The sequence below is a fragment of the Nereida sp. genome, assembly GCF_965655635.1.
Taxonomy (GTDB): Bacteria; Pseudomonadota; Alphaproteobacteria; order Rhodobacterales; family Rhodobacteraceae; genus Nereida.
On sequence record NZ_CBFHHE010000023.1, the window covers coordinates 19,775 to 33,425 of the forward strand.

Below are 13,651 nucleotides of genomic sequence, written 5' to 3' on the forward strand. Positions count from 1 at the left end.
TACATTCGCCCCGCTTCCCTGCCAAACACCACGCAACTCATCGCCAGTGCCTCGTAAAGGAGATGCCCGTGGTTAAGCTTGATATCATATCCGACCCAATTTGCCCTTGGTGTTACATCGGCAAAACGCATCTGTTCAAAGCACTGGCAGAGGTGCCTGACCACCCATTCACAATCGAGTGGCATCCGTTTCAGCTAAATCCTGATATGCCCGCCGCTGGCATGGACCGCCGTGAGTATCTGGAAACGAAGTTTGGCGGCAAAGAGAGTGCCGTCCGCGCTTATGCGCCCGTTGTCGACGCCGCTGAAAAAGCAGGCCTCACGATCAATTTCGAGGGCATTACACGCACGCCAAACACGCTTGATGCGCACCGTGTCATTCATTGGGCAGGCATTGAAGGTAAGCAGACGGCAATGGTGCACGCACTTTTCAAAGCCTATTTTGAAGACGGACGGGACATCGCAGATCACGAAACGCTCGCTGATATTGCTGACAGTGTTGAAATGGACGCAGCCCTCGTGCGCAAACTTCTGGCCACAGATGAAGATGCAAAAGACATTCGCGATCGGGATGCACATAGCCGCAAAATGGGTGTTAATTCTGTGCCCACTTTTGTTGTTGCAAACCAGCACGCTGTTCCCGGTGCGCAAGGTCCAGACTTATGGGTCCAAGTGATCAACGACATCAAAGAACAGTTGGCATCACCCGAATGAGCCAAGCGCAAACCCGCCGCGGGCCAACCCAGGCACTTGGTCCTCGCGAATTTATCGCGTTGATGGGCATGTTGACGGCAACGATTGCGTTTTCTATCGACGCGCTTTTGCCAGCACTGCCAGATATTGCGCAAAGCCTGACGCCAAGTAATCCGAATAATGCCCAACTGACGATCACTGCGTTTGTGTTCGGCATGGGCATTGGTACATTTTTCGTGGGGCCTTTGGCAGATCGGTTTGGCCGTCGTCCCACGTTGATCTTTGGTGCAGTGCTTTATGTCGCGTCCTGCATGGTCGCGATCTGCACAACTGAGATTACCCTTTTGCTAATCACCCGCGTCACCATGGGACTTGGTGCATCTGCCGCGCGGGTTGTTGCAATGGCCATCGTCCGCGACCAAACATCTGGCCGCGAAATGGCGCGACTGATGTCACTGATCATGATGGTCTTCGCTCTTGTGCCGGCGATTGCCCCTTCTATTGGCGCCGTCATTGTAGGCTTTACCGGATGGCGTGGCCTATTTGCCGCCTTCGCTGTTTTCAGCATTTTGACCAGCCTTTGGTTTTTAATCCGGCAACCCGAGACACTTGTCCAAAAGCGGCCCCTCGCCTTTACCTCATTGGCCGCGGCCTTTCGTGAAATGGTGTCTCTCAGTGTTGTGAGACGGTCGATCATGACACAAACCCTTATTTATGCGTGTCTTTTCGCCGCCCTAAGTTCGACGCAACAGGTTTTTGCTGATGTTTACGGACAGGTGTCTCAGTTCCCGTATTGGTTCGCCTTGATCGCGGTGTTAGCCGCAAGCGCATCGTTTCTTAACTCCAAAATCGTCGTCAAACTGGGCATGCAGCGGGTCATATCAACGGCCCTACTGGGACAGATCGCAATATCGGCCGTTACGATTGCAGTTTGGCTGTTGAGCCCAGCAAACAGCTTTGTGATCTATGTAATCTGGACCACATCGGTGTTTTTTATCGTGGGCCTTACATTGGGAAACCTGAATGCATTGGCCATGGAACCGCTTGGGCACATCGCGGGGTTTGCGGCATCGCTTTTACAAGGCTCCGCTACCGTTGGTTCTGTTCTGATCGCGGCCCCCATTGGCCTTGCGTTTGATGGCACGCCCCTACCAGTCGCGATTGGCATCACTGTCTGCATCACTTTGGCCTATGTGACAGCGCGCGGTATTCGCCCCTAAGCTTTCGCTTTTTGCTTCTTTTTATGGGCAATCGCTTTTTCGGCAAGAGCCTTGGCCAGAGCGAATGATCCTTTGATTTTGTCCGCTTCACTCGACCACTGCCGCGCAACCACGATCTTGTTGTCGCGAACACGTGAATCACCGTTCTGCTCATCCATAAAGGCAACGAGGCCTTCAGGGGATGCGTATTTATTGTTGTGAAAGCTGATCGTCGCGCCTTTGGGACCTGCATCCAACTTGGCAATTCCTGCCTTTTTGCACATCGCTTTAATCCGAACGACAAGCATCAATGTGTTCACTTCACGGGGTAGCTTGCCGAACCGGTCGATCAACTCAGCGGCGAAACCTTCTAGTTCAACTTTGCTCTGCAACCCACTGAGACGGCGGTATAATCCAAGCCTCACATCAAGATCAGGAACGAAGTCTTCGGGTATCAACACTGGTACACCAAGGTTAATTTGCGGCGCCCATTGTCCGTCATCAATCAAACCTTCAGCTTTGCCAGACCTGATGTTGGCAATCGCTTCCTCAAGCATGGATTGGTAAAGCTCGTATCCTACCTCACGCATCTGCCCCGATTGTTCTTCACCAATCAAATTCCCTGCGCCGCGAATATCAAGGTCTTGGGACGCCAAGGTGAAACCGGCCCCGAGCGTATCAAGGCTGCCAAGTACGCGCAGACGTTTTTCGGCGGTACGTGTCAGTTTTGCCCGGGGTTTTGTGGTCAGATATGCATAGGCACGGGTTTTGGATCGACCCACGCGCCCGCGAATTTGATACAACTGCGACAGACCAAACATGTCAGAGCGGTGCACAATCATTGTGTTGGCCGTCGGAATATCAATGCCCGACTCCACAATAGTTGTCGCAAGTATCACGTCGTATTTGCCGTCATAAAACGCGTTCATTGTATCGTCGAGTTGACCCGCGGCCATCTGACCGTTTGCCACTATAAAGCTGACTTCGGGAACTTCTTCGCGCAAAAACTCCTCAATCTCAGGTAGATCAGAGATGCGCGGAACCACATAGAACGACTGCCCACCACGATAATGCTCACGTAGAAGCGCTTCGCGGATCGTGACGGGATCAAATTCGCTGACGTAGGTTCTGATTGAAAGACGGTCCATCGGCGGCGTGCCAATAATCGACAAGTCGCGCACGCCAGAAAGTGATAGTTGCAGCGTTCGCGGAATGGGCGTGGCGGTCAGGGTAAGGACATGGACATCTGTCCGCATCTGTTTCAAACGCTCTTTATGCTGGACGCCGAAATGCTGTTCTTCGTCAATAATAAGTAGCCCAAGGCGTTCAAAACGCACAGTTTTTGCCAGTAGCGCGTGGGTGCCGATCACAATGTCAACGGTACCGCGATTGATGCCGTCACGTGTCTCGCTGGCCTCTTTGGCCGAGACGAAGCGAGACAGCTGTCTCACCTCCAACGGAAAGCCACGGAAGCGTTCGGCGAATGATTTGTAGTGTTGACGCGCTAACAGCGTGGTGGGTGCGATGATCGCAACCTGCACGCCCGACATTGCCGCAATAAATGCTGCGCGCATCGCAACTTCGGTTTTGCCAAAGCCTACATCGCCGCAAATGAGTCGGTCCATAGGTTGGCCGCTGGCCAGATCGTCAAGCACGTCGCCAATGGCGCTCAACTGATCATCAGTTTCTTGGTAAGGAAAGCGCGCCGAAAACGCGTCCCACATACCAGAGGGCGGCTCCATCATCGGTGCTGTGCGCAAGGCGCGCTCTGCCGCGACGCGTATCAAACGATCAGCGATCTGGCGAATACGTTCTTTAAGTTTGGCTTTCTTGGCCTGCCACGCACCACCACCCAACTTATCAAGCAAGCCCTGATCGTTGCCAAACTTGGATAACAGCTCAATGTTCTCAACGGGCAAGTACAGCTTTGCAGCTTCCGCATATTCAAGGGACAGACATTCATGCGCCGCCCCTGCGGCTGTGACAACTTCAAGGCCCATGAAGCGACCAACACCGTGGTCGACGTGAACGACCAAATCACCGGGGCTAAGGCTTTGGGTTTCAGACAGGAAATTATCCGCGCGGCACTTTTTCTTGGCGCGGCGGATTAGCCTGTCTCCCAAGACATCTTGCTCTGAAATGACAACCATTTCAGGGCTTTCAAACCCGTGATCAAGCCCCCAGACTGCCAGATGAACGCGGCCTTTGGCGATATCTGCAGCGTTTGAAATTGGCGCCAGATCAACCAGCCCCTCATCCGCAAGAAGCCCGTGCAACCGTTCCCGCGCGCCTTCGGAATATGAGGCGATAATCACAGGTCGCTCTTGAAGTGATGCTCTAATATGTGCTGACAAGCTACTGAATAGGCTAATACTTTCTTGCTGTCGTTCGGGTGAGAAATTGCGTCCAATTCTCCCACCCGCATCAATAACCCCTGCACCTGTTGATTGCGGCAAAGCATCCAGCTGAAGCACGCGCCGCTCAGATGTAACCGCGGTCCATGCGTCATCATCAAGGTAAAGACCCGCAGGGTGCGCCGGCTTATAAACAGTGCCCAAGCGTTTCTTCTGCTTTAGCGCCTCTTGGCGGTTTTCGTATTGATCAACGATGCTGGCCCATCTGGCGTCGCGCATGGCTGCACTTTGATCATCAAGCGCTATCGCTGCGTTGGGCACATAATCAAAAAGGGTCTCAAGATGATCGTGGAAAAACGCCAACCAGTGTTCGATGCCAGCATGTTTGCGCCCTGCGCTCACAGCCTCATAAAGCGGATCGTCTGTGCCTGCTGCACCAAATTCTATACGGTAGGTCTGGCGAAAGCGCGTAATCGCTGGCTCGTCCAAGATGACCTCGGACACCGGTGCCAATTCAACAACCGACAGCTTTTCTGTGGTGCGTTGTGTGGCCGGATCAAACCGGCGGGCGCCGTCCAACACATCCCCAAATAGGTCCAACCGCACTGGCCCCGATTGGCCCGGCGGATATACATCAATGATCCCGCCGCGGACCGCATAATCACCAGGCTCTACAACAGTGGGGCTTTGGGTGAAGCCCATGCGCACTAAGAACGCCCGCAGCGCCTCTTCGTTCACTTGGTGCCCGACAGTTGCGATAAAGCTTGCCCCTTCAAGCACGCTGCGCGCAGGGATCCGCTGGGTCGCTGCATTAAGAGTGGTCAGCAAGATGAACTGTTTCGGCCCACCCGCCACAAGCCCCGCCAGAACCGCCATCCGCGCCGCAGAGACATCTGCATTGGGCGATGTACGGTCATAGGGCAGACAATCCCACGCAGGAAAGCTGATAACGGGGACGTCAGGTGCGAAAAACGCCAAAGCCTCGCGCATCGCTTCAAGGCGTTTGTCATCGCGCGCCACGTGAATAACGCTGCCACTTTTTTCGTACTCACGTAAAAGCAGTTGGGCGTCATAGCCCTCGGGGGCGCCGGAAATGATCAGGGGTTGGGTCATTCGGATGACCTACCGCGCTGACGGGCCGCGTCAAGGCACAGACACAAGTTTGAGCACAGATCGCACCGCGTCAAAGGCTACCTACGACCATATTTTGATACATGCCCCAGATTGCAGTGATGAAAATAGAAATGATCCCAAGTACTTGGGTCCAAAATCTGTGTTTCATGAGGCGGGTATGAAGCTGGTCCATGGTTTTGACGTTGGCCTCTATACTGCTGGCCGCGCGGATGGACATCAGCCCCAACAGTCCCATTGGGAAAAGGATTAAGAACAAAGCCTGTGCAAATTCAACGCTGTAAATAAAGCCCAATAAGAACAGTCCAGTGATGACAAAGCAGCCAAACCCAAAAATCAAAAGCCCTGACACTTCACCGATGATCAGAAGGCGGTTGATTGCCACGCGAACCATATCGCGCAGGTCGGCCTCGGCCTGCCCACCTTTGCGTTTCGCCCGAAGAACCAGATCAAAGGGCACGCCCAAAACATAGTGGCTCGCGGATGACCAAAACACCGCGAGCGCGATCCAGTACCACAGGTTTGAAAATGACCTAAGGTCAATCAGTTCAAATACCGCTTCATACCAATCCAAGGGCCAACTCCGGCTAAATCATCACACGCGCTGCTGCGTCCGTTCGCCATAGCGAGACGCCGCATCAATGCCAACCATCAACGCCCCTTGTTGGGTCCGCTGGATTGAGGCAAAGTGGCACAGAATGCAAAGACCGAAAGCCCCCCTGACATGACACCTGTTACCGCCGCCTTCCCTGCAACACGCCTACGCCGTTTGCGTACATCCGACGCGTTGCGGCGCTTGGCCAGTGAAAACACACTGACCGTTGATGACCTGATTTGGCCCGTGTTTGTCATGGAAGGTACCGATGCAGAGCAGCCAATTGCCTCTATGCCTTGTGTGTCGCGGTTGACCATTGACCGTTTAGTGAATGCAGCGCGTGAGGCTCGTGATCTTGGCATTCCGGCAATGTGTATTTTCCCCTACATCGAGCCGGAGCTTAAGACGCAAGACTGTGCAGAGGCGTGGGGCAAGGATAATCTATCGAACCGTGCCACCCGCGCCATCAAAGAGGCCGTGCCCGAGATCGCTGTGATGACGGATGTGGCTCTTGATCCCTATAACATCAACGGTCACGACGGGATTGTCCGTGATGGCATTATCCTGAACGACGAAACTGTTGAAGCACTGGTCAAAATGGCTTTGGCCCAAGCCGAGGCAGGTGCGGATATTGTGGGGCCCTCAGATATGATGGACGGGCGGATCAGAGCGATGCGTCGCGGGCTTGAAGCAGCCGGACATCAAAACGTGACGATTATGTCCTACTCGGCCAAATACGCCAGTGCGTTTTACGGCCCGTTCCGCGATGCGGTTGGTGCATCTGGTGCGTTAAAGGGCGATAAAAAGACATATCAAATGAACCCCGCAAATAGTGATGAGGCCTTGCGCCATATTCACCGCGATTTAAGCGAAGGCGCGGATATGGTCATGGTGAAGCCGGGCATGCCGTATCTTGATATATGCCAGCGCGTCAAAGCGGAGTTCGGTGTGCCCACTTATGCCTATCAGGTTTCAGGTGAGTACGCGATGATCATGGGAGCCGCGCAAAACGGCTGGATCGACGGAGAGCGCGTGATGACCGAAAGCTTGCTGGCCTTCAAACGCGCGGGCTGTGATGGCATTTTGACGTATTTCGCACACACGGTCGCCAGATTGCTGCAAAAAGCCTAAGCGAGAGGCTGCGCAGATCAAAATTTATGCAGTTCCTGAGTGACATCAGGAGCGCCACGTTATATTACTTAGACCGAAAATACCCGCAGAAAGCGGCAAATTGGCCAGACACAAAGGCCAAAATTGGCACCTGAGCAGAGGCAAGACCATGACACAAAACACTACAGGTTCTCTACTTGAGCAAAACCCCGCGGATGCTGTTGCAAAGCCATCCCGCCGCGCATTTACCATAGGTGCGCTTGCTAGCTTGCCGATCTTGGCTGGTTGCGGAAACGGGATCGGCTCTAAAGGAGCTGGCAAAATTGATGCACGCATCGATCAAACATTGAACTTCATGTACGGTAAATACCCTGCAACCAACGAGCTGGCACAAAAAGCCAGCGGTATGTTGGTCATGCCATTGGTTACTGAAGCTGGTCTGATCGGTATCGGCGGTGCTTACGGACGTGGAGCGTTGCAAGTGGGCGGGTCAACTGTTGATTATTACTCAACTGCGCAAGGGAATGTGGGTCTGCAATTGGGCGCACAGCAATATGCCCATGTTCTATTTTTCATGACAGACGAGTCGCTGATGGATTTCCGTCGCTCCAAAGGGTGGGCTGCGGGCGCTGATCTTGAGTATGCGTATAAAGACCGTGGTGAAAGCATCCGCGCCGGCACGATCACTTCCCTATCACCGGTGATTGCTGTTGTGTTCGGTCAGGCGGGGCTGCTTGTGGGCGCCACGCTTGAAGGCTCAAAATACTCGCGCATAATTCCGTAAACGTCCACAAGCTACGCGGTCGGCTGTGCTAACGCACGCCTGTACTAACACGTGAAAGAGCCAGCCGATGCTGAGCATTACAAAATGGGTTTTTCGGCTTTTTGTCGGAGTTTGTGTTTGCTGCATCGTTGCGGTGGGCGTGCCTTACATGTTCGCCTCCCGCTCGCTGCCCGACTATGATGCGGATGTTGCGCTAAGCGGCATTACAGCCCCCGTCGAAATTATTCGCGACAACGCCAATGTGCCCCATATTGTGGGCACCAACGACGAAGATGTTTTCTTCGGCCTCGGGTATGCCCATGCCCAAGACAGGCTGTGGCAGCTCATTACCATGCGGCGGACCGTTCAGGGGCGTTTGTCTGAAGTGTTCGGGCCCGAGACACTGCCCATTGACCGTGTCCTACGCAGGCTGGACCTTTACACACTTGCGACACAATCAGTCTCGGCACAAACGCCCGAAACTTTGGCGGCCCTTAAGGCTTATTCAGCCGGTATCAACGCACGGCTATCGCAGATCAACGCAGATGCCCTTGGACGCGGCGCACCCGAGTTGTTCTTGTTTTCCAATCAAATCGCCCCCTGGCAGCCCGCAGACAGCATCGCCCTGATTAAGTTGATGGCACTGCAAGGTACCACGCATCTTGAACAAGAGGTCCTCCGCGCGCGCACCTCATTGGTATTGTCGAACGAACGGATGTTGGACCTGCTGCCTGATACACCAGGTGAAGGCCTCGCCGATCTGCCCTCATTTGCGGAGGTGATGCCACAAGGTAGTACGCGCATTTACGCGGCAAGCAGCCAAAAACAGCAGCACCCGCTTTCCCCATTCAGGCCCCGCGATCTTGCAGGCGCATCCAATGCGTGGGCTGCGGCACCGTCACGTTCTGCCACTGGTGGTAGCCTTTTGGCCAGCGATCCGCATCTTGTGTTTTCATCCCCCTCAATCTGGTATTTGGCGCGGCTTGAACTTGCATCAGGCGGCATCATTGGAGGCACAATTCCGGGCATTCCTTTGGTATTGATGGGGCGGAGTGCTGCTTTGGGATGGGGGCTAACGGCGTCGTACGCTGATGACCAAGACCTTGTTTTTGAACAGCTTAATCCCGATAATCCCACACAATACCGTACACTCGACGGCTTTGCACAGTTTAGAACCCGCGATAGCATCATCAACGTCAAGGACGCCCCGTCTGAAACACTTACGCTGCGCTGGACAGAAAACGGACCGGTCCTGCCGCCTGAGCATTACAACCTCGGCACGCTTGTGCGCGACGGGTATGTTGCCGCGCTAAACTGGACTGCTCTGTCGCCCAAAGACACATCAATGAGTGCTGGCATGGCCCTTATGATGGCCAAATCCGTGGAAACTGCCGCAGACGCCGCACAAACATTTATCGCGCCATCGCAAAACCTGATGCTGGCAGATAGCAACGGTGTTGGAATGGTCACGATCGGTGCCCTGCCCACGCGGGACGCGCGCCACCAAACCAAAGGGCGCTTACCAAGCCCGGGATGGGTCTTCCAAAACAGATGGCAAGGGACCCTGCCGCCGGAAACAAGTCCACGCATTTTGATGCCGGAGGGTGGCATCATCGGCAATACCAATAACAAAGTGACCGATGCCGCGTTCCCCAACCACGTCAGCTTTACCTACGGCGATACTCAGCGGATCACCCGTTGGGCCCGCCTTATGCAATCGCGCCAAGTGCACACCCGCGACAGCTTTATCGAAGCACAGCTTGATACAGTCAGCGTCACGGCCCGGACCATTCTGCCGCTGATTGGGGCAAACCTGTGGTTCACTGGTCCGCCTGCCCCTGCTGGCACGCCTGAGCATCAGCGACAGCGCGCACTAACGCTTTTGGCGGATTGGAACGGCGAGATGAGCGAACACTTACCCGAGCCACTGATCTATTCTGCATGGGTCAAAGCGCTTCAGACACGGCTGATCCGCGACGAACTTGGCCCGCTTCATACTGAATTCACCCACGTGGAGCCTATTTTCCTTGAACGGGTATACCGCGATATTGATGGAGCCTCCGCTTGGTGTGACTTGGTGCAGTCTGGCCCGCTTGAAACCTGCGCGGACATGGCGCGGCTGGCACTTGATGATGCGATCATCTGGATCAACGAGAGATACGGCACTGCCCTTGAATCTCTACGCTGGGGCGATGTCCATCAAGCAACCCACGACCACCCTGTGCTGGGTGAAACACCCATTTTGCGGCACGTGGTCAACATTCGGCAAAGCACTTCTGGCGGGGATAATACGTTAATGCGGGGTCGTACTGCTGGTGATCCTGCCAATCCGTTTCATAACGTACACGGCGCAGGCTACCGTGGTGTGTATGATTTTGCTGACCCTGATAGTTCCGTTTTCATTATTTCGACGGGCCAATCAGGACATCCACTGTCGCGCCACTATGACGACCTTGGTGTACTGTGGCGGCGCGGCGAATATATTCCAATGTCGCTTGATTTTGATCTGGCCCGCGCTGGTGCGACAGGTGTTACCCGCCTTTTGCCGCGTTAACGCAGCACATTAGGTAAGAAACATAAGCGCCTGATATAATTATAAATTACGGAACTTCTTGGCCTGTCGGGCAGTCCACTTTACCTTGAAGATATAGCCGGTTTCATCGGCGCTTTCTTCCTCAATCACACCCTCTTCAAACAGCCACGCGCGGCCTTTTCCGTTGGCGTATGGAACATTTAAGGTCTCAATATGCAGGTCCGGTGTCAGCGTTTGTGAAACAGCCGCTAGAAGATCATCCAAGCCCTGTCCCGTGAGCGCTGATACAACGTGCAACATGTCAGAACGCGATGCAGTCTCAATTGCCCCATCTCGCGCGCTGTCATCCAGCAAGTCAATTTTGTTCCAGACCTCGATCATCGGCGCAGTCTCAGCAACGCCTAGATCGGCCAGAATGGTCATGACATCGCGTGCCTGATTTTCTGTTTCAGGGTGGCTGATATCGCGCACATGCAAAATCAGATCGGCGTCCAACACTTCCTCGAGGGTCGCGCGGAAAGCCGCGACAAGCTGCGTTGGCAAATCAGAGATAAAGCCAACGGTGTCGGACAGAATGATTTCTGGACCGTCTTCAATTTCCAGCCGGCGCATTGTGGGGTCAAGCGTCGCAAAGAGCATGTCTTTGGCGAATACATCCGCACCGGTTACCCGGTTGAAAAGCGTAGATTTACCCGCGTTTGTGTAGCCGACCAAAGCGACAACAGGGAACGGCACTTTGGCACGTGCCGCACGGTGAAGCGCGCGGGTTTTGACCACTTTCTCAAGCTGTTTACGCAAGCGCCCCATTTGATCATCAATGGCACGGCGGTCCGCTTCGATCTGTGTCTCACCGGGCCCCCCAACAAAGCCCAGACCACCCCTTTGGCGCTCAAGGTGTGTCCAAGCGCGAACCAGACGGGTACGTTGATAGGCCAAATGCGCCATCTCAACCTGCAACACACCCTCACGAGTGCGCGCGCGATCGCTGAAAATCTCAAGGATAAGACCCGTGCGATCAAGCAGCTTCACGCCCCATGCTTTTTCGAGGTTACGCTGTTGAACGGGCGTAACGGGACCGTCAACCAAGACCAGCTCAATGTCGCTGTCTTTGAACATGACGCGCAGCTCTTCGATCTTACCTTTACCAAAGAGCATGCCTGCATGAACTTTGGGAAGCGAGACAACTGTCCCGCCTTCCACATCAAGGTTCGGCAAAGCTTCGCCCAAAGAAATTGCTTCAGCCAAGGCATCATTGGCCTCGCGCCGATCACGGTCGTTTTTTATGTCAGGATGGATCATCCACGCCCGAGTGTTGGGCGTTTTGGTCTCGAAATGTTCAGTGCTCACGTGCGGCGGGCCTTACGGCTCTTCACCGTCGTAAAGGCTGATTGGTGTGGAGGGCATAACCGTTGAAATGGCTTGCTTATACACCAGTTGCGACTGACCATCACGGCGCAAAAGCACACAATAGTTGTCAAACCATGTGATAACACCCTGCAATTTAACGCCGTTAATCAAGAAAATAGTTAATGGAACCTTCGTTTTACGTACGTGGTTCAGGAATGCGTCTTGCAAGTTCTGCTTGTCAGCCATCAGTTGTGGTCCTTTTTGCCGGATCGTTTATCGATCTCTCCCCATAATGGGGTTAAGACATTTATGTAGGTTCAAAGGCAAAACTTCCACCCCCTAAATATGACGTATTTGCGGCACACACTCCAAAATCCGGATGTATGGTCATTTTCGCCAAAATTCAGGATTGAAAAGAGCGATGAGAGCCAAAGTCTCCAAGCGACCTAGCACCATCGCCGCACATAGGATATACTTAGCACTGTCCGTTAAGGCCCCCAAAGCAATTGTCTCCGACAAGGCCAATTCTGAAAGTGGCCCCGTGGTTGAGAGTGCTGCAACGGAAAGCACCATGGAAATCTCAAACGGCAGCCCCGTGAGGGACAAAAGTATCATGACCAATGCAAACGACAGCACAAATGTCATGAAGAAAATCCATGCGATAAACGCCCCTTCACGGCGAATATGCCGGCCCATACCTCCTGCCCCGCCAACGGAATTTGGATGAACCAAGCGTCCCATTTCACGCAGCCCGTGTTGATAAAGCGCATAAACACGCATCAGCTTTACACCGCCGGCAGTTGTTGCAACCCCACCGCCCATCAACGCAAGCCCCAGCAAAATCATGCCCGGTGCGGTAAGTCCCGACCAGTTTTGCGCGGATGACCAATGGACGCTCTCATAGCCAGTCGTGCTTAGGAAAGACGCCACGGTGAAAACGGACCCCCAGATTGCATGAAACGCCGCCAGCCAGTTTTCTTCGTCGTTTAGTTCCAAGGCCCCAAACCAGTGACGCAGAAAAAGCAAGCTTGGCACAATGATGATGACTGAAAGGGCGATGCGCATTTCAGGATCGCGGCGCAGCGTACCTGCTTGTTGGGCGCTAAAATCGTTTGAAAACGTGAGCCGTGTGAAAGCGAAAACCATAAATAGCAACAAAACGGCTTCTGCGATTATTCCGCCCGAACCACCTGTTAACCCGCCGACGGCAGAAACCCCGCTGGTTGAAATAAGGCCCATTGCGTGGATCAGCGCTGTAAAGCCGTCCTCACCCGCTATCACTTGTAACAACCACATAAGCGCGGTCAGGCCCGTGTATATTGGGGTCAGATAAATCGAGTGGCGCACAAGCCGTTTAGATGGCGCGGTTGTTTTGCTGAACTGCGAATAGGTGGCCGAGCGTTGTCCCGCGCGCGGCGTGGATGACACCTCAAAGCCCCCCAGATTGAGCGGCTCCAGCAAAGCAACGGCCGTGATCCAAACGAACAAGCCGCCAGACCATGCAACCAACGCCCGCCACAAATGAAGCGGCACCGACAGACGTTCAGGCACATCAAAAACAGTCGCGCCGGTTGTTGTGAAATGGGACACCATTTCGAAATAGGCGTTGATAAAAGTGGTCGTGCGCAAGGCTTCATAGAACGGAAATGCCAGCACAGCAGGCAAAATTGTGAACGCCGCGACAAGGGTCAAAAGCTGCGCGCGGGCAGAAACACCCCGCCCTTCACGCCGTGATGCAATCGCGATCATCGCAACGAAAAACATCTGTAGGATGCCTGTGTACAGAAACACACGCGCTTCATATAAATCGCGGCTTAGATAACCTGCGACGGCCGGAACGATCATCGCCATCCCACTGATCGCCAGCAAAACGACAAACAGCGGATATTGTTCAATTTGTGCGCGCATCAGAAAAAGTCGATGGAAA

At 54.0% G+C, this 13,651-nt stretch carries 10 protein-coding genes; 5 read left to right on the top strand and 5 right to left on the bottom strand.

The features are described from left to right. Positions 1 to 62: 62 nt before the first annotated feature. Positions 63 to 713 (top strand): DsbA family oxidoreductase, encoded by a 651-nt coding sequence (locus ACTF5M_RS08195; RefSeq protein WP_438960546.1) that lies wholly within the window; start codon positions 63 to 65, stop codon positions 711 to 713. After that, positions 710 to 1,912, top strand: coding sequence for a multidrug effflux MFS transporter (locus ACTF5M_RS08200; RefSeq protein ID WP_438960547.1), 1,203 nt, complete (start codon positions 710 to 712; stop codon positions 1,910 to 1,912). Before ACTF5M_RS08195 ends, ACTF5M_RS08200 begins: the two co-directional genes overlap by 4 nt. On the opposite strand, the gene mfd is transcribed toward ACTF5M_RS08200, so the two are convergent. Together mfd and ACTF5M_RS08210 are read right to left on the bottom strand one after the other, a co-directional pair. Next, positions 1,909 to 5,358 (bottom strand): transcription-repair coupling factor, encoded by a 3,450-nt coding sequence (gene mfd / locus ACTF5M_RS08205; RefSeq protein ID WP_438960548.1) that lies wholly within the window; start codon positions 5,356 to 5,358, stop codon positions 1,909 to 1,911. The two genes, ACTF5M_RS08200 and mfd, sit on opposite strands and share 4 nt — an antisense overlap. Before the next feature lie 70 nt (positions 5,359 to 5,428). Then, the gene (locus ACTF5M_RS08210; protein ID WP_438960549.1) at positions 5,429 to 5,950 is read right to left on the bottom strand and encodes a component of SufBCD complex; all 522 of its coding nucleotides are present in this window, start codon (positions 5,948 to 5,950) and stop codon (positions 5,429 to 5,431) included. 150 nt (positions 5,951 to 6,100) lie between these two features. On the opposite strand from ACTF5M_RS08210, the gene hemB reads away from it, so the two are divergent. From hemB to ACTF5M_RS08225, 3 genes are all read left to right on the top strand, one after another. Next, the gene (hemB, locus tag ACTF5M_RS08215; protein ID WP_438960550.1) at positions 6,101 to 7,102 is read left to right on the top strand and encodes a porphobilinogen synthase; all 1,002 of its coding nucleotides are present in this window, start codon (positions 6,101 to 6,103) and stop codon (positions 7,100 to 7,102) included. A 148-nt stretch (positions 7,103 to 7,250) separates the two neighbouring features. Beyond that, a complete protein-coding gene (locus tag ACTF5M_RS08220) occupies positions 7,251 to 7,865 on the top strand; it encodes a YSC84-related protein (protein WP_438960551.1) in 615 nt (204 codons plus the stop codon). A gap of 67 nt (positions 7,866 to 7,932) precedes the next feature. Continuing rightward, positions 7,933 to 10,398 carry a penicillin acylase family protein gene (locus tag ACTF5M_RS08225; protein ID WP_438960552.1) on the top strand — a complete coding sequence of 822 codons (2,466 nt, stop codon included), beginning with the start codon at positions 7,933 to 7,935 and terminating at the stop codon, positions 10,396 to 10,398. A 39-nt stretch (positions 10,399 to 10,437) separates the two neighbouring features. Here the strand turns inward: ACTF5M_RS08225 and hflX are convergent, their stop codons facing one another. The 3 genes from hflX to ACTF5M_RS08240 form a co-directional block, all read right to left on the bottom strand. Further along, positions 10,438 to 11,676 carry a GTPase HflX gene (gene hflX, locus ACTF5M_RS08230; protein WP_438960554.1) on the bottom strand — a complete coding sequence of 413 codons (1,239 nt, stop codon included), beginning with the start codon at positions 11,674 to 11,676 and terminating at the stop codon, positions 10,438 to 10,440. 60 nt (positions 11,677 to 11,736) lie between these two features. Beyond that, on the bottom strand, positions 11,737 to 11,973 hold the full coding sequence (hfq, locus tag ACTF5M_RS08235; protein ID WP_438960555.1) for an RNA chaperone Hfq: 237 nt from the start codon (positions 11,971 to 11,973) through the stop codon (positions 11,737 to 11,739). Between the two features lie 138 nt (positions 11,974 to 12,111). Then, positions 12,112 to 13,651, bottom strand: a 1,540-nt coding sequence (locus tag ACTF5M_RS08240; protein ID WP_438960553.1) for a TrkH family potassium uptake protein, incomplete at its 5' end; no start/stop codon positions are given.

Excerpts from the sequence above, each read along its gene's own strand:
- ACTF5M_RS08195 (WP_438960546.1), top strand. The coding sequence starts at position 63 with ATGCCCGTGGTTAAGCTTGATATCATATCCGACCCAATTTGCCCTTGG.
- ACTF5M_RS08200 (WP_438960547.1), top strand. The coding sequence starts at position 710 with ATGAGCCAAGCGCAAACCCGCCGCGGGCCAACCCAGGCACTTGGTCCT.
- mfd (WP_438960548.1), bottom strand. The coding sequence starts at position 5,358 with ATGACCCAACCCCTGATCATTTCCGGCGCCCCCGAGGGCTATGACGCC.
- hemB (WP_438960550.1), top strand. The coding sequence starts at position 6,101 with ATGACACCTGTTACCGCCGCCTTCCCTGCAACACGCCTACGCCGTTTG.
- ACTF5M_RS08220 (WP_438960551.1), top strand. The coding sequence starts at position 7,251 with ATGACACAAAACACTACAGGTTCTCTACTTGAGCAAAACCCCGCGGAT.
- ACTF5M_RS08225 (WP_438960552.1), top strand. The coding sequence starts at position 7,933 with ATGCTGAGCATTACAAAATGGGTTTTTCGGCTTTTTGTCGGAGTTTGT.
- hflX (WP_438960554.1), bottom strand. The coding sequence starts at position 11,676 with ATGATCCATCCTGACATAAAAAACGACCGTGATCGGCGCGAGGCCAAT.